Origin of the sequence: Vibrio sp. SCSIO 43136, assembly GCF_023716565.1 — a bacterium.
GTDB lineage: Bacteria > Pseudomonadota > Gammaproteobacteria > Enterobacterales > Vibrionaceae > Vibrio.
This window is the reverse complement of record NZ_CP071848.1, coordinates 2,347,007-2,365,295: the sequence shown is the minus strand read 5'-3', so window position 1 is coordinate 2,365,295 and position 18,289 is coordinate 2,347,007. Positions and strand designations below refer to the sequence as shown.

Below are 18,289 nucleotides of genomic sequence, written 5' to 3'. Positions count from 1 at the left end.
GCTTTAAAGTTCAGATTGTTTCTGCGTACTTTTTATGGCGTAAAGGTAGCAACACCTAGGTCGTCTTCTTTACGGGTCTTCTCCATCATTTCAGCAGGAGAAGTGATATTACGCAAGTCCATTTCTTTTTCGGTACGTACTAGCTCACCACGCAGTGAGTTGGAGAACACGTCTACAATCTTCACGTCAACGAATTGTCCGATTAGGTCCGCTGAACCTTCGAAGTTCACCACACGGTTGTTTTCAGTACGCGCACGTAGCTCCATCAGATTCTTCTTCGATGGTCCTTCAACAAGAACACGCTGCTCAGTACCAAGCATCAGGCGAGAGTATCGCATCGCTTGAGTATTGATAGTTTGTTGAAGCTCGTAAAGACGCTCTTTTTTGGTCTCTTCGCTCAGATCACATGGGTAATCTGCTGCTGGTGTGCCAGGGCGTGGCGAGAAGATAAAGCTAAAGCTCATATCAAAATCAACATCGCGGATAAGCTTCATTGTGTCTTGGAAGTCTTTGTCTGACTCGCCAGGGAAACCAACGATGAAGTCTGAGCTGATCTGAATGTCAGGACGAGCCTTACGCAGCTTACGGATCGTTGATTTGTACTCGATGGCTGTGTGTGGACGCTTCATGTTGGTCAGAATACGATCACTACCACTTTGCACAGGTAGGTGCAGGAAGCTCACAAGCTCAGGAGTATCTTCATACACTGCGATGATGTCGTCAGTGAACTCCATTGGATGGCTAGTGGTAAAGCGAATACGGTCGATGCCATCGATAGATGCCACTAGGCGTAGAAGTTCTGCAAATGAGCAGATATCACCATCATGCATTGGACCGCGGTATGCGTTTACGTTTTGACCAAGCAGGTTAACTTCGCGGACACCTTGCTCTGCAAGTTGCGCCACTTCGAACAACACGTCATCCATAGGACGGCTAACTTCTTCACCACGAGTGTAAGGTACTACACAGTAAGTACAGTATTTAGAACAGCCTTCCATGATTGAAACGAAAGCTGTTGCACCCTCTGCACGAGGCTCAGGAAGTGAGTCAAATTTCTCAATCTCTGGGAAAGAGATATCCATCACTGGCGCTTCATCGTCCTGAGACTGTTTGATCATCTCTGGTAGACGGTGAAGTGTCTGTGGGCCAAAGATAACGTCAACAAATGGTGCACGTTCACGAATGTGGTCACCTTCTTGAGTAGCAACACAGCCACCCACACCAATCACGGTGCCAGGTTTTTTGTCTTTCAGAGTTTTCCAGCGACCAAGCTGGTGGAATACTTTTTCCTGAGCTTTTTCGCGGATAGAACAGGTGTTAAGTAGAAGGACATCTGCTTCTTCTGGATCCTCAGTTAGCTCATAACCACCGGCAGCATTAAGCAGGTCAACCATTTTAGATGAATCGTATTCGTTCATCTGGCAACCCCAGGTTTTCATTAGCAGTTTCTTACTCATCTTACATCCGCTCGTTTAATCTATTTGGAATGGCCGATATAGGCATTCCTAAAGTGCTTAAATAGTGTACTGAATTTTCCCCCATCTCGGAGGTAGCGGCGTATTGTACTGGTTTAAATACCGCCTGACTAGAGTTAGGCCAAATTTCCTCTAATACCACATTCTGTAAGGGTTTTACTCGCATTTAGTTAGCCAGTACGTACAATGCAAAATAGGTAAAAAATCAGAGTGATAGAACGGATGAATCAATCGACTAATCAGTCACAATTTGATATCGCCATTGTTGGTGGCGGTATGGTTGGGGCGGCACTTGCTGTTGGCTTCGCCAAACAAGGCAAGCAGGTTGCTGTGATCGAAGGAGATCAGCCACAAGCTTTTTCAGCTGAGCAAGCGATGGACATTCGTGTATCAGCTATTTCTCATAAGTCGGTTGAATTGCTGGATCAGCTGGGGGTGTGGCAAGCAATCAAGGCGATGCGTGTGTGTCCTTATCGCCGTCTTGAAACGTGGGAACACCCTGAATGCCGCACTCGTTTTCATTCCGATAGTGTTGGTTTGGATCAACTTGGTTTTATCGTTGAAAACCGTCTGATTCAATTAGGCTTATGGCAACAATTTCCAACCTTATCTAATCTCACTGTGATGAGCCCAAATCGCCTGACCGATCTAAAGGTTGGAGCAGAGAGTAATCAGATATCATTAGATGATGGTACTGAACTAGCTGCGCAATGGGTGATTGGTGCAGATGGGGCAAACTCGAAGGTTCGCCAGTTAGCTGGGATAGGCATTACGGCATGGGATTATCGCCAGCATTGCATGCTGATTAATGTGAAGACGGAGCTTCCACAGCAAGACATTACATGGCAGCAGTTTCATCCGAGTGGTCCACGCTCCTTTTTACCTCTGTGTGGTCACCAAGGCTCGCTAGTTTGGTATGACTCACCAAAGCGTATTGCTCAGCTCAAGCAGTTATCGTCATTGCAATTGAAAGAAGAGATTCTGGCTAACTTTCCCAGTGAACTTGGTGATATCGAAGTGCTGCAATCTGGAAGCTTCCCATTGACCCGCCGCCATGCCCAACATTATACCAAGAATAACTGTGTATTGGTTGGTGATGCGGCCCACACCATTAATCCGTTAGCAGGGCAAGGTGTTAATCTGGGCTTTAAAGATGTCAAAGCGCTGCTTGAATCGGTGGAGCAATATCAGCAACAGCCTCAAGCACTTCGTCAGTATGAGCTGCGCCGTAAGCCAGACAACTTGCTGATGCAATCTGGAATGGACTTTTTCTACAAAGGGTTTAGCAATGATATTGGCCCTTTAAAGCTACTTCGTAATGCAGCTTTGAAGGTCGCCGAGGAAGCTGGTCCAGTAAAAGCTCAGGTGCTCAAGTATGCACTGGGGCTATAGCGCATAGTAGTTATACCAATCCAACTAATTATCTGTTCAGCCTAGCTAGTCCATATTTCCTCTAGCTGCGTCAGAAATCGTGTCCCTAGTCCCAGCTAGGCATAAGATTTCTTCCCCGGAATGCCGGACCATACTAGACAAAATCTGTCCGTCGCTATGCAAGATCATATAATTAGTCGTATTGGTATTATGTAACTGAGCGGAGCAAGAGCTCGGCTTTTTTGTCTGAGTTTTTGGCTTGAGAAAGGAAAGCTAATTTGAAGAGATTCAGATAGAAGAAAACCCACTCCGAAGAGTGGGTTTCTAGATAATGGTGCGGAAGGAGAGACTTGAACTCTCACACCTTGCGGCGCCAGAACCTAAATCTGGTGCGTCTACCAATTCCGCCACTTCCGCAACGCTAATTCTTATAAAAAGAAAGTGTAGTCATAACCGACAATTGGTAAAGTCGATAAGACGTTGTAAATGGTGGCTACGACGGGATTCGAACCTGTGACCCCATCATTATGAGTGATGTGCTCTAACCAGCTGAGCTACGTAGCCACTCTGATATCAATGCTAAGCATTAATATTTAAATAATGGTGCGGAAGGAGAGACTTGAACTCTCACACCTTGCGGCGCCAGAACCTAAATCTGGTGCGTCTACCAATTCCGCCACTTCCGCAACATAATCTGTAGTCATAACCGACAATTGGTAAAATCGATAAGACGTTGTAAATGGTGGCTACGACGGGATTCGAACCTGTGACCCCATCATTATGAGTGATGTGCTCTAACCAACTGAGCTACGTAGCCACTCTGATATCAATGCTATGCATTAATATTTAAATAATGGTGCGGAAGGAGAGACTTGAACTCTCACACCTTGCGGCGCCAGAACCTAAATCTGGTGCGTCTACCAATTCCGCCACTTCCGCAACATAATCTGTAGTCATACTGATAATTGGTATAATCAATATAACGTTTTGTATGGCAGGTCTACCTGGATTCGAACCAGGGAATGGCGGCATCAAAAGCCGCTGCCTTACCGCTTGGCGATAGACCTGCAGGCGATTGTTTTAAAGTGCAATCAACACTAAAGAGATGGTGCGGAAGGAGAGACTTGAACTCTCACACCTTGCGGCGCCAGAACCTAAATCTGGTGCGTCTACCAATTCCGCCACTTCCGCATCATAATCTGTAGTCATACTGATAATTGGTATAATCAATATAACGTTTTGTATGGCAGGTCTACCTGGATTCGAACCAGGGAATGGCGGCATCAAAAGCCGCTGCCTTACCGCTTGGCGATAGACCTACGGTGATTAATTTAAAGTGCTAATCGAACACTAAAGAGATGGTGCGGAAGGAGAGACTTGAACTCTCACACCTTGCGGCGCCAGAACCTAAATCTGGTGCGTCTACCAATTCCGCCACTTCCGCAACATAATCTGTAGTCATACTGATAATTGGTATAATCAATATAACGTTTTGTATGGCAGGTCTACCTGGATTCGAACCAGGGAATGGCGGCATCAAAAGCCGCTGCCTTACCGCTTGGCGATAGACCTACGGTGATTAATTTAAAGTGCTAATCGAACACTAAAGAGATGGTGCGGAAGGAGAGACTTGAACTCTCACACCTTGCGGCGCCAGAACCTAAATCTGGTGCGTCTACCAATTCCGCCACTTCCGCAACATAATCTGTAGTCATACTGATAATTGGTATAATCAATATAACGTTTTGTATGGCAGGTCTACCTGGATTCGAACCAGGGAATGGCGGCATCAAAAGCCGCTGCCTTACCGCTTGGCGATAGACCTGCAGGCGATTGTTTTAAAGTGCAATCAACACTAAAGAGATGGTGCGGAAGGAGAGACTTGAACTCTCACACCTTGCGGCGCCAGAACCTAAATCTGGTGCGTCTACCAATTCCGCCACTTCCGCAACATAATCTGTAGTCATACTGATAATTGGTATAATCAATATAACGTTTTGTAGTGGCAGGTCTACCTGGATTCGAACCAGGGAATGGCGGCATCAAAAGCCGCTGCCTTACCGCTTGGCGATAGACCTACAGGCATTTGATTTCATGGTGCGGAAGGAGAGACTTGAACTCTCACACCTTGCGGCGCCAGAACCTAAATCTGGTGCGTCTACCAATTCCGCCACTTCCGCATGAAATCAAATTGTCGTAGAAAACTCTTCTTTAGTTGAGATGGTGCGGAAGGAGAGGCTTGAACCCTTACAACCTTCGGCATCTAGAAATTAAAACTAGCTGCGTCTACCAAATCATAAACTGAATAATATCAGTGCTCACTTTGAGATGGTGCGGAAGGAGAGACTTGAACTCTCACACCTTGCGGCGCCAGAACCTAAATCTGGTGCGTCTACCAATTCCGCCACTTCCGCATCTCAAGTTTTCTACATTATCTATTCGTTAATTATAACCAATAGATAAATATGGTGGCTACGACGGGATTCGAACCTGTGACCCCATCATTATGAGTGATGTGCTCTAACCAGCTGAGCTACGTAGCCATGTTTTCAGAGCGAGATAATATAGTGTAATCCCACTCGCAGTTGCAACCTTTTTTTCAAGGTTTTTACTGCCTACGATACTGAGTGATGCTTTATCAATCAATCTCGCTAAATAGTGGCAGGTCTACCTGGATTCGAACCAGGGAATGGCGGCATCAAAAGCCGCTGCCTTACCGCTTGGCGATAGACCTGCAGTTGATAGTTGACACTATCGAAAATATGGTGCGGAAGGAGAGACTTGAACTCTCACACCTTGCGGCGCCAGAACCTAAATCTGGTGCGTCTACCAATTCCGCCACTTCCGCATATTTTCCTAACCACTTTCCACATAAATGTGTAAAAGCATTTAGGAAATGGTGGCTACGACGGGATTCGAACCTGTGACCCCATCATTATGAGTGATGTGCTCTAACCAGCTGAGCTACGTAGCCATTTCCATATTTTTACTTCCAATTTCGAAGTCGCCTTCTCGTCGGGAGCGGGGCGAATTATGCGGATATGACCTAATACCGTCAACAGTTTTTTTGAAGAAACCCCGTTTTTTTTGTTGTTCGAACTAAAAGTAATCGAAATGGTAGATTTATGATCCAAAAGTGGCGCATTTTGAGCGGTATGTTCAGCGATAAAATTAGTCGGGAAACGGTAAGCGGCGAGCGGATTTACGGTTTTAGTTTGGCGTGCACAGATTTTAGCCGTGACCTTTGAGTGTTTCTTGTTAGTTAGAAAGAATTATATGTAGGGTGGTTATAAAACGCACATAACTTACACTGATATTTTTTAGCTCAGCTACAAATTTGCCTTGTTTATACTCACTGGGGCGCATCAAACTACCCGTTTCCCGTTTCCCGTTTCCCGTAAACCAAGATCAAAAAAGGCCAGCAATATTTGCTGGCCCTTCAAAACAGACAGTATTAATTACACATTAAAACGGAAGTGAATCACATCACCGTCTTTAACAATGTAATCTTTACCTTCTAGACGCCATTTACCAGCTTCTTTAGCGCCAGACTCACCGTTGAACTCGATGAAATCATCGTAGCCAACAACTTCTGCACGGATGAAGCCTTTTTCAAAGTCAGTGTGGATCTTACCCGCAGATTGAGGTGCAGTTGCACCTACAGGGATAGTCCATGCACGTACTTCTTTCACGCCAGCAGTGAAGTAAGTTTGTAGCGTCAGTAGCTCGTAACCTGAACGGATCACGCGGTTTAGACCTGGTTCTTCGATACCCATGTCTGCTAGGAACTCTTCGCGATCTTCATCATCCAGCTCTGAAAGTTCAGACTCGATAGATGCACATACCGCAACAACAACGTTGTTTTCTTTTTCAGCGTACTCACGTACTGCATCTAGGTATGGGTTGTCCTCGAAGCCATCTTCGTTCACGTTAGCGATGTACATTGTCGGCTTAAGCGTTAGGAAGTTAAGGTAGCCAACCGCTGCCAACTCTTCTTTTGCTAGGTCAACAGTACGAGCCATACCACCTTCAGTCAGTACTGGAAGTAGCTTTTCTAGAACGGTTAGTTCGAACTTAGCGTCTTTGTCGCCGCCTTTTGCTTTCTTCGCATTACGCTGGATAGCACGCTCACAAGAATCAAGGTCAGCTAGAGCAAGCTCTAGGTTGATCACTTCGATATCTTCAATCGGAGATACTTTACCTGCAACGTGAACGATGTTTTCGTTCTCGAAACAGCGTACTACATGGCCGATTGCGTCAGTTTCACGGATGTTCGCTAGGAATTTGTTACCTAGACCTTCACCTTTAGATGCACCAGCAACTAGACCTGCGATATCAACAAACTCCATAGTCGTTGGCAGGATCTTCTGCGGGTTAACGATCTTAGCAAGTGCATCTAGGCGTAGATCTGGCACCGGTACTACGCCAGTGTTTGGCTCGATAGTACAGAACGGGAAGTTCGCTGCTTCGATACCCGCTTTAGTCAGTGCGTTAAATAGGGTTGATTTACCTACGTTAGGCAGACCAACGATGCCACATTTAAAACCCATGTTTTTACCTTATTCTGCTTTGAAAGTGTGTAAGCGATTTTGCGCTTTGGTTAGACCGTCTTTTAGCAATATATCTAGACTGCGAACTGACTCATCGACAGCTGCATCAATACATTCTTGCTCTTTCGCTGGAGCTTTGCCTAAAACATAGCCAGCGACTCTGTCTTTGTGTCCCGGATGGCCGATGCCAAGACGTAGACGATAGAAATCTTTGTTGTTGCCCATCTTACTGATGATGTCACGCAGGCCATTGTGACCGCCATGACCACCGCCTTTCTTGAACTTAGCAACACCTGGAGGCATATCAAGTTCGTCATGCGCGACCATGATCTCTTCAGGTTTGATCTGGTAAAACTTTGCAAGCGCTGCAACCGCTTTACCGGAAAGGTTCATAAAGGTGGTAGGGATCAGCAAACGGAGATCCTGTCCATCAACAATGATTCGACCTGTCATACCAAAAAACTTTGGTTCATTTTTCAGTGTTACGTTGTGAACACGAGCTAGCTCTTCAACGGCCCAAGCGCCTGCATTATGACGAGTACGTGCGTACTCAGCGCCCGGGTTTGCTAGCCCAACAAGAAGTTTAATCTGTTGACTCAAGGTTAGGATCTCTCTAGGAATCAAAAAAAGCGCCGTATGATAGCACAGTTTTTTGTGATCAAGCGACAGATGCGCTCGCTTCTCTTCCTTTTGCAGGCTTGAATACGACCGCAAGCAGTGCAGCAGCTGCCAGCGCAAAGCAGTAATAAGAGTGAGTGGTGACTTCAATTGGTGACAATTTCAGAATAGAACCGGCCAGAAGTACTTGCGCACCGTAAGGCAAGATGCCTTGAATCACACAAGAGAAGATATCTAGCAAGCTTGCCGCACGTTTAGCGCAGATATCATGTTTTTCCGCCAGATCTTTTGCGATCGTACCTGAAACAAGGATCGCTACCGTGTTATTTGCCGTGCAGCAGTTTACCAGGCTAACTAGCAGGGCAATACCAAATTCGCCACTCTTACGGCTTGAAGATTTTAGAACCTTGCTTAACGATTGAGTGATCCATGCTAGGCCGCCTTGATGCTTCATTAGCGCACTTAGGCCACCGATTAGCATAGATAGTAAGAAGATCTCTTGCATGTTGCCAAAGCCTGCGTAGATATCTTGACCGTATTGAGTGATTGAGTACTCGTCGGTAATAGACAGGCCAACAATACCTGCTAGCACGATACCAATCGCAAGTACTGCAAATACATTTAGACCAGATACCGCAAGCACAAGGATCGTCAGGTAAGGTAGAACCTTTAGCCACTCGATATTAGTCGTTGCTGGTGCTTCACTTGGTTTACTCAGGAACGCAAACAGAACCAGTGATACGATAGCCGCTGGTAGAGCAATCGAGATGTTCTCTTTAAACTTATCTTTCATCTCACAGCCTTGAGAGCGAGTTGCTGCAATGGTGGTATCCGAGATGATCGAAAGGTTGTCACCAAACATTGCGCCGCTTAACACCGCACCCGCTGCAATTGCGTGATCGATACCTGTTGCGTCCGCTACACCGAGTGCCACTGGAGCAAGGGCTGCGATCGTGCCCATTGATGTGCCCATTGCAGTAGCAATAAACGCAGCAATCAAAAACATGCCCGGCAGAATAAGGCTAGGTGGTAGCAGGGATAGACCAAGGTTAACGGTCGCATCAACACCACCCGTCGCTTTAGCCACCGCAGCAAAAGCCCCAGCCAGCAGATAGATGATGCACATTGCGATGATATCGCCATGCCCAACACCTTGGATAAACTGTTCAATCGCTTTATTGAGCTTCTCTTTACTTAGCAAGATCGCTAGAACGATCGCAGGCAGTGCTGCCACTGGGGCTGGCAGTTGATAGAAAGCAAACTCCACCCCTTGCATGGTTAAATAGCTACCGACACCAATAAATAGTGTCAGAAAGAGCGCAAGAGGTAATAAGGCTTTCGCCGACGGCGTTACAGTCATTACAAAATTCTCAATAAGCTGAAATTGGCGCTAAGGGTACGCATGACCACTAGACGTGTCAACATCTAGACGTCTAAACGGCTTTTGTGTTTTGTAAATTTTGTTCTTTTAACAAATGTAGTTGATGAGATATCAGAGTGGGAAAGACAGATCCTCCCCCTTTTCAAGCGGCCGGCGCTGTTTCTTATACACAAGTCCAAAAGAGTTCGAAAAATAGCTCTCCCCCTTGTTCGATGGGGCTAATTGATCGAAGAAGTTTATAAAAGGGGGAGTGGGAGGGGCACGCCTAGTGGGGGTTGGTAACTCCGAAGCTATGTCCAACGCATTAACTATGCATCATCACAGCAACCCCTCCCAGCCTCCCCTTGGCGGATAATTCATCGAAAATACAAACATTTCCGATCAAGGGGAGGAGAATTCTTTGCCAAGCTGACTTGTGTATAAAAGACAGGAGTAAGAGGGGGGTTAAAAGATCTAACCAGTTATGTATAAGGTCTAAGTAGAGCGAAGCTCCTTATGAGAATATATAAAGACTTATACTTTTCAAAAAGTTGAAAGTCATAGTTTAACCCCCTCCAGCTCCCCCCGGGACGCCGGCCGCTTGAAAAGGGGGAGGGCTAGATCGAGCATCCTGCTTGAACCCTTGAACCCTTGAACCCTTGAACCCTTGAACCCTTGAACCCTTGAACCCGTTTACCGTAAGCGAAGCGCCCGCTTACCGTTCTCCGTATGCCGTAAACACAAAAAAACCCGCTACAAGAGCGGGCTTCATAATCATTTATCTTCTGCGATTAACGAATTAGTTAAACATCGCCGAGATAGATTCTTCGTTGCTAATGCGACGGATCGCTTCAGCTAGCATGCTAGATAGAGTAAGTTGAGTCACTTTACCCGTCGCTTCCATCTCTTTAGACAGTTCGATTGAGTCAGTGATTATTACTTGGTCTAGAACAGAGCTTGCGATGTTTTTCGCAGCGTTGCCAGAGAATACAGCGTGAGTTGCGTAAGCGAATACACGCTTAGCGCCGCGCTCTTTAAGCGCTTCAGCTGCTTTACATAGCGTACCGCCTGTGTCGATCATGTCATCAACGATAACACAGTCGCGACCTTCAACGTCACCGATTAGGTTCATTACTTCTGAAACGTTCGCACGTGGGCGACGCTTATCAACGATAGCAATGTCAGTGTCGTCTAGCGCTTTAGCTGTTGCACGAGCACGTACAACGCCGCCTAGGTCAGGAGATACAACAACAGGATCTTCTAGGCCACGAGCGCGCATGTCTTCAAGAAGAACAGGCGTACCGAAGATGTTGTCTACAGGAACATCGAAGAAGCCCTGGATTTGCTCAGCGTGCAGGTCAATTGTTAGAACGCGGTCTACACCAACGTTAGAAAGGAAGTCTGCAACAACTTTAGCAGTAATTGGCACACGAGCAGAACGTACACGACGGTCTTGGCGAGCGTAACCAAAGTAAGGGATCACAGCAGTAATACGGCCAGCTGAAGCACGGCGCATTGCATCGATCATTACCACCAACTCCATTAGGTTGTCGTTGGTTGGTGCACAAGTAGATTGGATGATGAATACATCGCTACCACGAACGTTTTCGTTGATTTGAACAGCAACTTCGCCATCAGAAAAACGAGAAACAGTTGCATCTCCAAGAGAGATGTAAAGACGATCAGCAATACGTTGGGCTAGTTCAGGTGTTGCGTTACCAGCAAATAGCTTCATATCAGGCACGGTGGAAACTCCGGTTGCGTCCAGTTTTAGGTAGATTGTGAGTAGGCTGTTTGGTATTCAGCCAATCTTTGTTTTAGAGGCGAAAGATTTACGCCTTCAGCGACAAATGCTTGAGTATCATCTGGCAACTGAGAGAGCACAGAATCTGCTTCGTTTTTGCTCGAAAACTCAGCAAAAACGCAAGATCCGGTGCCCGTCAATCTTGACGGCGCATATTGTAGCAGCCATGAAAGTTGCTTATCAACCTCCGGATAGAGGTTACGCACGATTTTTTCGCAATCGTTTTCGTATGGCAGGCTTAAAAGCGTTGTCAGCTCTCGCTTTGGTGTGTTTCTTGTCAATTGAGGGTGAGTGAAAATTTCTTGGGTCGAAATTGCCACATCTGGTCGTACGACAAGAAACCAAGGCATTTTAGGCGTTGCTTCGATGAGTTTTTCGCCAACGCCTTCGGCAAATGCAGCAAAGCCACGGACAAAAACTGGGACGTCTGCGCCGAGCTTAAGTCCGATCTCAGCCAGTTCATCATCACTTAAATGAGTTTGCCATAAAAAGTTAAGCGCCACTAATGTGCTTGCGGCGTTGGATGAGCCACCACCGATGCCACCACCCATAGGGAGAACTTTATCCAGCTCGATATGGGCACCAAGAGGGCAGTTGGTTTTTTGCTGCAATGCTGTTGCTGCTTTCCAAATCAAATTGTCTTCAAGTGGCACACCTTCGATAGCAGGTGACAGGGTGATTTCTCCGCTGTGGTTGGCTTGTATATGCAGCTCATCTCCATAATCAATAAATTGAAATAGCGTTTGCAGGTCGTGATAGCCGTTATCTCGACGCCCTGTAATGTAGAGAAATAAGTTCAGTTTGGCAGGAGAAGGCCAATGAGTCAGTTGCTCAATCATGGGTTGAGTGTCCACTTTGAAATAGATAGTTTGATGGTTTGATCGCCGCTAATCATGGTAATTCGGGCTGGCAGCAGTAGGTCATCCACTTGTTGATAACGCTCGAACTGTAGAGTCCAAGGTTGCCCAGAAACCACCGTATTAAGTTCTGATAGCGTATTAAGTTCAGAGACTTGATAGTCATAGGTGCCCGCAGGGACCCCTTTAACCCACTCGGTAAGCTCTTGCACAGGAATGCTCATCCCAGATAAGCGCTTTATAAGCAGATTGATATCAGGGTGCTCAAAGGTTCTGCCGTCATGCACTTCGACTTTTGCGTGCATGGGGGTGAAATCCATATTCAGTGCAGTTTGGCCAAGAAACGTTGATAAGCGTAAGTCACTTTTGGCTGGGGTTTGTTTCCAATACAGATTCAGGCTTTGGCGCTCGTCGGGGGAGATATAGGCCATTTTCCCTTGAAGAGTGTAACGAGTAATCGCTTGAACTTGAGTTTGATGAAGTTTCCACTCAACCCCATGATCAGGCTCTGGGGGTAACGAGCTACAGCCCGCAAAAATAAACAGGGTAAGTAGGATCGCAATGAGACGAAGTGGCGATCTTTTTTTAATCAATTCGAATAAGGTTTGCACTGCCTGTGCTCCTTTGGGCGAAAATATTGGCGCTACTATAGCATTGAAGTCACACCCTCAGGAAATCTCCCCTTTAAATAGGCGTTGCCATAAAGTAAAATTCTGCGTTCATTTGGAATTTTCAAGCTGAGATACCCCCAATCCATGTCGTTGCTTGCTCTAGGAATCAATCACAATACTGCCTCGGTAGAGTTGCGTGAAAAAGTTGCGTTTTCACCTGATAAAATGTCTCAGGCGTTGCAGCAGCTCTCTCAACACGACAACGTGCACGGCGGGGTGATCGTTTCTACTTGTAACCGCACCGAACTCTATTGCAACGTGCAAGGTGAAGGCAAAGCCGCTTTGATTGATTGGCTAACGCAGTTTCACTCCGTCAATGCCGAAGAGCTGATGGCCAGTCTGTATATCCATGAAGAACAAGCGGCAGTGCGTCATTTGATGCGGGTTGCTTGTGGATTGGACTCTTTGGTACTAGGTGAGCCGCAAATATTGGGGCAAGTAAAACAGAGCTTTGGTGACGCACGTTTGGGCGATGCGGTCGACCCTGCGCTAGAAAAGCTATTTCAAAAATCGTTTTCCGTTGCCAAGCGTGTGCGTACTGAGACGGATATCGGTGGCAGTGCTGTGTCTGTTGCGTATGCCGCTTGCACATTGGCAAAACAGATCTTTGAGTCGATGGAAGAGGTCACGGTGTTGTTAGTCGGGGCGGGCGAAACCATCGAGTTGGTGGCCAAACACTTGGATGGACACGGTTGTAAAGAAATGATCGTGGCTAACCGAACTGTTGAGCGAGCAATGCCGCTTGCCGAGCAATTTGGCGCAAGTATCATCAGCCTGCCAGAAATTCCAGAACATCTGCCAAGAGCAGATATTGTTATCAGTTCTACTGCCAGCCCATTGCCGATTATTGGTAAAGGGATGGTAGAAACAGCCATTAAGGCTCGTAAACACCAGCCGATGTTGCTGGTGGATATCGCCGTTCCAAGGGATGTGGAAGCGCAGGTAGGTGAGCTAAATGACGCCTATCTATACTCTGTGGACGACCTACAATCCATTGTTGAGCAAAATATCGAGCAGCGAAAAGTGGAAGCGATCCAAGCGGAAGCGATTGTCTCTGAAGAGAGCGCTAGTTTTATGACTTGGCTACGTTCATTGCAGGCAGTTGATAGTATTCGCGACTATCGTCACTCTGCTAATGAAGTGCGTGAGGAGCTTTTGTCTCGAAGCTTACAAGCGTTGGAAAGTGGGGCCGATCCAAGCAAAGTATTGGTTGAGCTTAGTAATAAGCTGACCAACAAACTTATCCACGCTCCGACCCGAGCATTGCAAAGTGCAGCGGAACAGGGCGAACCTGCTAAATTGACTATAATACGTCAGAGTCTTGGTCTCGAAGACTCCTAACCAAATAAGAAAATTATGAAACCATCTATCATGACCAAACTTCAGACGCTGGTTGAGCGTTATGAAGAAGTGCAGCATCTTCTGGGCGATCCAGAAATCATTGGCGACCAAAATAAGTTCCGTGCGCTATCAAAAGAGTACTCTCAGCTTGAAGAAGTGACTAAGTGCTTCCAAGCATACGAGCAAGCACAGGAAGATCTTGAAGCTGCACAAGAGATGGCAAAAGAAGATGATCCTGAAATGCGTGAAATGGCGCAAGAAGAGATCAAAGAAGCGAAAGTAAATATCGAAAAACTAGCAGACGAGCTACAAGTTCTGTTGCTACCAAAAGATCCTAATGATGACCGTAACTGTTTCCTAGAGATCCGTGCCGGTGCTGGTGGTGATGAAGCGGGCATCTTCGCAGGTGATCTATTCCGCATGTACAGCAAGTATGCTGAGAAGCGTGGCTGGCGTATCGAAGTAATGAGCTCGAACGAAGCGGAACATGGCGGTTATAAAGAGATGATCGCTAAAGTGTCTGGTGATGGCGCATACGGCGTGCTGAAGTTTGAGTCAGGCGGTCACCGTGTTCAACGTGTGCCTGAAACAGAGTCTCAAGGTCGTGTTCACACCTCGGCATGTACGGTTGCTGTAATGGCAGAGATCCCTGAAGCTGAAATCCCAGAGATCAAAGCGGCAGATCTAAAAATTGATACCTTCCGTGCATCGGGCGCTGGTGGTCAGCACGTTAACACCACGGATTCTGCAATCCGTATTACCCACTTGCCAACAGGCACTGTGGTTGAGTGTCAGGACGAGCGTTCACAGCACAAAAACAAAGCCAAAGCGATGGCAGTGCTAGCGGCACGTATTATTCAAGCAGAAGAAGCAAAACGTGCGGCGGAAGTGTCTGATACTCGTCGTAACCTGTTAGGCTCAGGCGACCGTAGTGACCGTATTCGTACTTACAACTACCCACAAGGTCGTGTTTCTGATCACCGCATCAACCTGACGCTTTACCGTCTAAACGAGGTAATGGAAGGGGATGTGCAGTCACTGATCGACCCTATCGTTGCAGAACACCAAGCAGACCAGCTGGCAGCACTTGCTGACCAGAACTAATTCATGTCTGTTACGATTGAAGCAAAGCTAAAGCTTGCGGCAGCGCAATTGGTACAAAGCGGCAGTGATTCGCCGTCGCTTGATGCCGCTGTGCTGCTTTGTCACGCTTTGGATAAGCCTCGCAGCTATCTTCTGACCTGGCCTGATAAGGTCCTAGAACCTGAACAGTTAGAGAAAATCGATGCTTTGATGGCTCGCCGTCTGACGGGAGAGCCAGTGGCTTATATCTTAGGCGAGCGAGAGTTTTGGTCCTTACCGCTTAAAGTGTCGAAGGCAACACTGATCCCTCGTCCCGATACTGAACGTTTGGTGGAGCTTGCGCTTGAGAAAGTGCCAAGTGAGCCATGCCAGGTGCTGGATCTTGGAACAGGCACGGGGGCTATCGCTTTAGCACTGGCGTCTGAGTTACCAAAGCATACGATTACTGGTGTCGATTTACGCATTGAGGCAGTAGAGCTAGCGACTGAAAATTCACAGCGATTGAGCCTAACCAACAGTCAGTTTAAACAAGGCAGTTGGTTTGAACCGATTGAACAAGGTACAAAGTTTGCATGTATCGTCAGTAACCCTCCTTATATCGAAAAAGATGACCCTCATTTGACTCAAGGGGATGTTCGATTCGAACCTCTTTCTGCCTTAGTAGCAGAAGAGAAAGGGATGGCAGATCTGACCCACATTGCACAAGAGGCAAGGCATCATCTCGTCGATGATGGCTGGCTATTAATGGAGCATGGTTTTGAGCAAGGACTTCCAACTCGTGAGATGATGGAAGCGTTAGGGTATACCCAAGTCGAAACAGCTCAAGATTATGCAGGGAACGATCGAGTAACCTTTGGTTGCTGGAGCGCAAAATAAGAAAGCGGAAGCTATGTACACAGCACTAAAACATATACATCTGATCTCCATCGCCATCAGCGCAATTTTGCTGATTGTTCGTTACAGCTTAATGATGGGTAAGGAGCCTTCTCCGTGGTTACAACACGGTTTACTCAAGCGACTTCCTCACATTGTTGACTCGATTTTGTTATTAACAGGCTTGGGTCTGATTTATCTGACAGGGTTTATTCCGTATACCCCTGAAGGCGCATGGCTGACAGAAAAGCTGACGTGTGTAATGGCTTATTTTGCACTGGCATTTTTCACCTTGAAGCTGGCCAAGAATGGCTTGCTTCGCACCTTTGGATTCCTTGGCGCACTGGGCTGGCTGATTATGGCGGGCAACATGGCGACGACTAAGGTTCCGTCTTTACTGGGGTAACACATGCTGAATTTGTTTGATGAAGACTTTGATAACATGGAGTTGGTTGAAGGGGCGCTAGCGCTTAATGCCGCGATTAATCCTGAGACCCAAACCAGTTGGTCACAAGCTGAGCTTGAACGCCTTTATCAAGAAGCAGAGATGAAACTGGCGCATGAAGGGGATGAGCGACAACGCTTTGAGGCATTCTTGCGTCTATTTTATTACGACTGGCAGTTTGAAGGCGATGCAGATGAGTATTTCTGCTCTGATAACGGCTTTATGGATAAGGTGCTTGAGCGCCGTAAAGGGATCCCGGTGAGCCTAGGTGCTTTGCTGCTCTATTTTGGGCGTAAGCTAGGTTTCCCGATTGAAGGTGTCGCATTCCCGACACAATTCTTGGTTAAAGTGATTTGGTATGGTGAAGCGCCACTGTTTATCAATCCTTTTAACGGTGAGTACGTCAACGAGAAAACCATGACAGCGTGGTTGGTCGGTCATGATGGTCCATTGGCAAAACTTGAGCCTGAACATCTAGCTACCACGGATCACCCAACGATTATTGGTCGTTGGTTAGCCCTGTTAAAAGGTGCATTGTTGCGTGAAGAGCGTTTTACATTGGCACTTAACTGTACCGATCTCGCATTAACTTTCGTACCCGATGATCCGTATGAAGTGCGTGACCGAGGCTTTATCTACCAACAACTTGACTGCCACCAAGTGGCGGCAACAGACTTTCAGTTCTTCATCGATCAGTGTCCAGATGACCCTTCTGCCGAGATGCTAAAGGCCCAGGTTAAAAAGATGAATGAACACCACATTACCATCCACTAAGAGAGATAATCATGGAACAGAAAACGGTTCACGTTGGTGACATTCCAGTAGGCAATGACAAACCGTTCACGCTATTTGCTGGTATGAACGTGCTTGAGTCACGAGATCTAGCCATGCAGATCTGTGAGCATTATGTGAAGGTTACTGACAAGCTGGGTATCCCATACGTATTCAAAGCGTCTTTTGACAAAGCGAACCGCTCTTCGATTAACTCTTACCGTGGCCCAGGTATGGAAGAAGGTCTTAAAATCTTCCAAGAGCTAAAAGATACTTTTGGCGTGAAGATCATCACTGATATTCACACCGAAGCTCAAGCTCAACCGGTGGCTGATGTAGTGGACGTCATTCAGTTGCCAGCTTTCTTGGCTCGTCAGACCGATCTTGTCGAAGCGATGGCAAAAACAGGCTCAGTGATCAACGTTAAGAAACCGCAGTTCATGAGCCCAGGTCAAGTGGGTAACATCGTAGACAAATTCGCAGAGTGCGGTAATGACAACGTGATCCTATGTGAGCGCGGTGCTTGTCACGGTTACGATAACTTAGTGGTGGATATGCTTGGTTTCGGCGTAATGAAAAAAGCATCTAACGGCAGCCCAATCATCTTTGATGTGACGCACGCACTTCAGTGCCGCGATCCACTTGGTGAAGCATCTGGTGGACGTCGTGAGCAAACGGTTGAACTGGCAAAAGCCGGTCTTGCAACGGGTATTGCGGGCCTATTTATTGAGGCGCATCCAAACCCAGACCAAGCTCTATGTGATGGTCCATCGGCTCTTCCATTAGACAAGCTAGAACCTTTCCTAGTGCAAATGAAAGCGCTAGATGATCTGATCAAAGGGTTTGAGGCGATTGATATTCGTTAATCTTTTCGAATAGTGTAATTTGGTAGAAAAGCGGATTCGAGAGGGTTCGCTTTTTTGGTTTTGGGGAAGCGGTAAACGGTAAACGGAAAGCGGTAAACGGTTTAAGGGAGAAAGGGTTGAAGGGATTAAGTCCCCACTCTTTTTGTCAGATACAAAAAAAAGCGGGCTCGAATTGAGCCCGCTTTTATATTCAGATTTCTTTAT

Annotated in this window: 14 protein-coding genes and 20 tRNA genes; 7 read left to right on the top strand and 27 right to left on the bottom strand. The window is 46.7% G+C overall.

All coding sequences use genetic code 11. The features are described from left to right. Positions 1-32 precede the first annotated feature (32 nt). On the bottom strand, positions 33-1,457 hold the full coding sequence (miaB, locus tag J4N39_RS11230) for a tRNA (N6-isopentenyl adenosine(37)-C2)-methylthiotransferase MiaB (RefSeq protein WP_252019232.1): 1,425 nt from the start codon (positions 1,455-1,457) through the stop codon (positions 33-35). 240 nt (positions 1,458-1,697) lie between these two features. Between miaB and J4N39_RS11225 the strand changes: the two genes are divergently transcribed. Further along, the gene (locus tag J4N39_RS11225) at positions 1,698-2,867 is read left to right on the top strand and encodes a 2-octaprenyl-3-methyl-6-methoxy-1,4-benzoquinol hydroxylase (protein ID WP_252019230.1); all 1,170 of its coding nucleotides are present in this window, start codon (positions 1,698-1,700) and stop codon (positions 2,865-2,867) included. Between the two features lie 311 nt (positions 2,868-3,178). On the opposite strand, the gene J4N39_RS11220 is transcribed toward J4N39_RS11225, so the two are convergent. The 26 genes from J4N39_RS11220 to lolB all read right to left on the bottom strand — a co-directional run bounded on the left by J4N39_RS11220 (position 3,179) and on the right by lolB (position 12,646). Further along, positions 3,179-3,263 (bottom strand) — tRNA-Leu (locus tag J4N39_RS11220). Positions 3,264-3,333: 70 nt separating this feature from the next. Then, positions 3,334-3,410, bottom strand: a tRNA-Met gene (locus J4N39_RS11215). Between the two features lie 37 nt (positions 3,411-3,447). Continuing rightward, a tRNA-Leu gene (locus J4N39_RS11210) sits at positions 3,448-3,532 on the bottom strand. Positions 3,533-3,586: 54 nt separating this feature from the next. Then, positions 3,587-3,663: transfer RNA gene (locus J4N39_RS11205), tRNA-Met, on the bottom strand. Positions 3,664-3,700: 37 nt separating this feature from the next. After that, a tRNA-Leu gene (locus J4N39_RS11200) sits at positions 3,701-3,785 on the bottom strand. A 53-nt stretch (positions 3,786-3,838) separates the two neighbouring features. Then, positions 3,839-3,913: transfer RNA gene (locus J4N39_RS11195), tRNA-Gln, on the bottom strand. Between the two features lie 39 nt (positions 3,914-3,952). Beyond that, a tRNA-Leu gene (locus J4N39_RS11190) sits at positions 3,953-4,037 on the bottom strand. A 53-nt stretch (positions 4,038-4,090) separates the two neighbouring features. Next, a tRNA-Gln gene (locus tag J4N39_RS11185) sits at positions 4,091-4,165 on the bottom strand. 40 nt (positions 4,166-4,205) lie between these two features. Continuing rightward, a tRNA-Leu gene (locus J4N39_RS11180) sits at positions 4,206-4,290 on the bottom strand. Positions 4,291-4,343: 53 nt separating this feature from the next. Next, positions 4,344-4,418, bottom strand: a tRNA-Gln gene (locus tag J4N39_RS11175). A 40-nt stretch (positions 4,419-4,458) separates the two neighbouring features. Then, positions 4,459-4,543: transfer RNA gene (locus J4N39_RS11170), tRNA-Leu, on the bottom strand. 53 nt (positions 4,544-4,596) lie between these two features. Further along, positions 4,597-4,671, bottom strand: a tRNA-Gln gene (locus J4N39_RS11165). 39 nt (positions 4,672-4,710) lie between these two features. Beyond that, positions 4,711-4,795, bottom strand: a tRNA-Leu gene (locus tag J4N39_RS11160). A gap of 54 nt (positions 4,796-4,849) precedes the next feature. Further along, positions 4,850-4,924: transfer RNA gene (locus J4N39_RS11155), tRNA-Gln, on the bottom strand. Positions 4,925-4,941: 17 nt separating this feature from the next. Then, positions 4,942-5,026 (bottom strand) — tRNA-Leu (locus tag J4N39_RS11150). Between the two features lie 149 nt (positions 5,027-5,175). Next, positions 5,176-5,260 (bottom strand) — tRNA-Leu (locus J4N39_RS11145). A 52-nt stretch (positions 5,261-5,312) separates the two neighbouring features. Then, a tRNA-Met gene (locus J4N39_RS11140) sits at positions 5,313-5,389 on the bottom strand. 116 nt (positions 5,390-5,505) lie between these two features. Next, positions 5,506-5,580 (bottom strand) — tRNA-Gln (locus J4N39_RS11135). A gap of 29 nt (positions 5,581-5,609) precedes the next feature. After that, a tRNA-Leu gene (locus J4N39_RS11130) sits at positions 5,610-5,694 on the bottom strand. Positions 5,695-5,743: 49 nt separating this feature from the next. Next, positions 5,744-5,820: transfer RNA gene (locus J4N39_RS11125), tRNA-Met, on the bottom strand. A 484-nt stretch (positions 5,821-6,304) separates the two neighbouring features. Further along, positions 6,305-7,396, bottom strand: a complete 1,092-nt coding sequence (ychF, locus tag J4N39_RS11120; RefSeq protein ID WP_252019228.1) for a redox-regulated ATPase YchF — start codon at positions 7,394-7,396, stop codon at positions 6,305-6,307. Between the two features lie 9 nt (positions 7,397-7,405). After that, on the bottom strand, positions 7,406-7,996 hold the full coding sequence (gene pth, locus J4N39_RS11115) for an aminoacyl-tRNA hydrolase (RefSeq protein ID WP_252019226.1): 591 nt from the start codon (positions 7,994-7,996) through the stop codon (positions 7,406-7,408). Positions 7,997-8,054: 58 nt separating this feature from the next. Beyond that, positions 8,055-9,374, bottom strand: a complete 1,320-nt coding sequence (locus J4N39_RS11110; protein WP_252019224.1) for a Na+/H+ antiporter NhaC family protein — start codon at positions 9,372-9,374, stop codon at positions 8,055-8,057. A gap of 799 nt (positions 9,375-10,173) precedes the next feature. After that, entirely contained in the window at positions 10,174-11,118 is a 945-nt protein-coding gene (locus J4N39_RS11105; RefSeq protein WP_252019222.1) for a ribose-phosphate pyrophosphokinase, read from the bottom strand. Between the two features lie 26 nt (positions 11,119-11,144). After that, on the bottom strand, positions 11,145-12,017 hold the full coding sequence (gene ispE / locus J4N39_RS11100; RefSeq protein WP_252019220.1) for a 4-(cytidine 5'-diphospho)-2-C-methyl-D-erythritol kinase: 873 nt from the start codon (positions 12,015-12,017) through the stop codon (positions 11,145-11,147). Beyond that, complete coding sequence (gene lolB / locus J4N39_RS11095) at positions 12,014-12,646, bottom strand: lipoprotein insertase outer membrane protein LolB (RefSeq protein ID WP_252019217.1); 633 nt, start codon at positions 12,644-12,646, stop codon at positions 12,014-12,016. Before lolB ends, ispE begins: the two co-directional genes overlap by 4 nt. 144 nt (positions 12,647-12,790) lie before the next feature. Here lolB and hemA point away from each other — a divergent pair, with 144 nt between their 5' ends. Genes hemA through kdsA form a run of 6 tightly spaced genes read left to right on the top strand, consistent with a single transcriptional unit; the run spans position 12,791 to position 18,085 of the window. Further along, positions 12,791-14,047, top strand: a complete 1,257-nt coding sequence (hemA, locus tag J4N39_RS11090; RefSeq protein ID WP_252019215.1) for a glutamyl-tRNA reductase — start codon at positions 12,791-12,793, stop codon at positions 14,045-14,047. 15 nt (positions 14,048-14,062) lie between these two features. Beyond that, complete coding sequence (gene prfA, locus J4N39_RS11085) at positions 14,063-15,151, top strand: peptide chain release factor 1 (protein WP_252019212.1); 1,089 nt, start codon at positions 14,063-14,065, stop codon at positions 15,149-15,151. A gap of 3 nt (positions 15,152-15,154) precedes the next feature. Continuing rightward, positions 15,155-16,006 carry a peptide chain release factor N(5)-glutamine methyltransferase gene (prmC, locus tag J4N39_RS11080; protein ID WP_252019210.1) on the top strand — a complete coding sequence of 284 codons (852 nt, stop codon included), beginning with the start codon at positions 15,155-15,157 and terminating at the stop codon, positions 16,004-16,006. 13 nt (positions 16,007-16,019) lie between these two features. Further along, positions 16,020-16,409, top strand: coding sequence for a SirB2 family protein (locus J4N39_RS11075; RefSeq protein WP_252019208.1), 390 nt, complete (start codon positions 16,020-16,022; stop codon positions 16,407-16,409). Between the two features lie 3 nt (positions 16,410-16,412). Further along, positions 16,413-17,222 (top strand): SirB1 family protein, encoded by an 810-nt coding sequence (locus tag J4N39_RS11070; RefSeq protein ID WP_252019205.1) that lies wholly within the window; start codon positions 16,413-16,415, stop codon positions 17,220-17,222. An 11-nt stretch (positions 17,223-17,233) separates the two neighbouring features. Next, on the top strand, positions 17,234-18,085 hold the full coding sequence (kdsA, locus tag J4N39_RS11065; RefSeq protein ID WP_252019203.1) for a 3-deoxy-8-phosphooctulonate synthase: 852 nt from the start codon (positions 17,234-17,236) through the stop codon (positions 18,083-18,085). Positions 18,086-18,289: the final 204 nt, after the last annotated feature.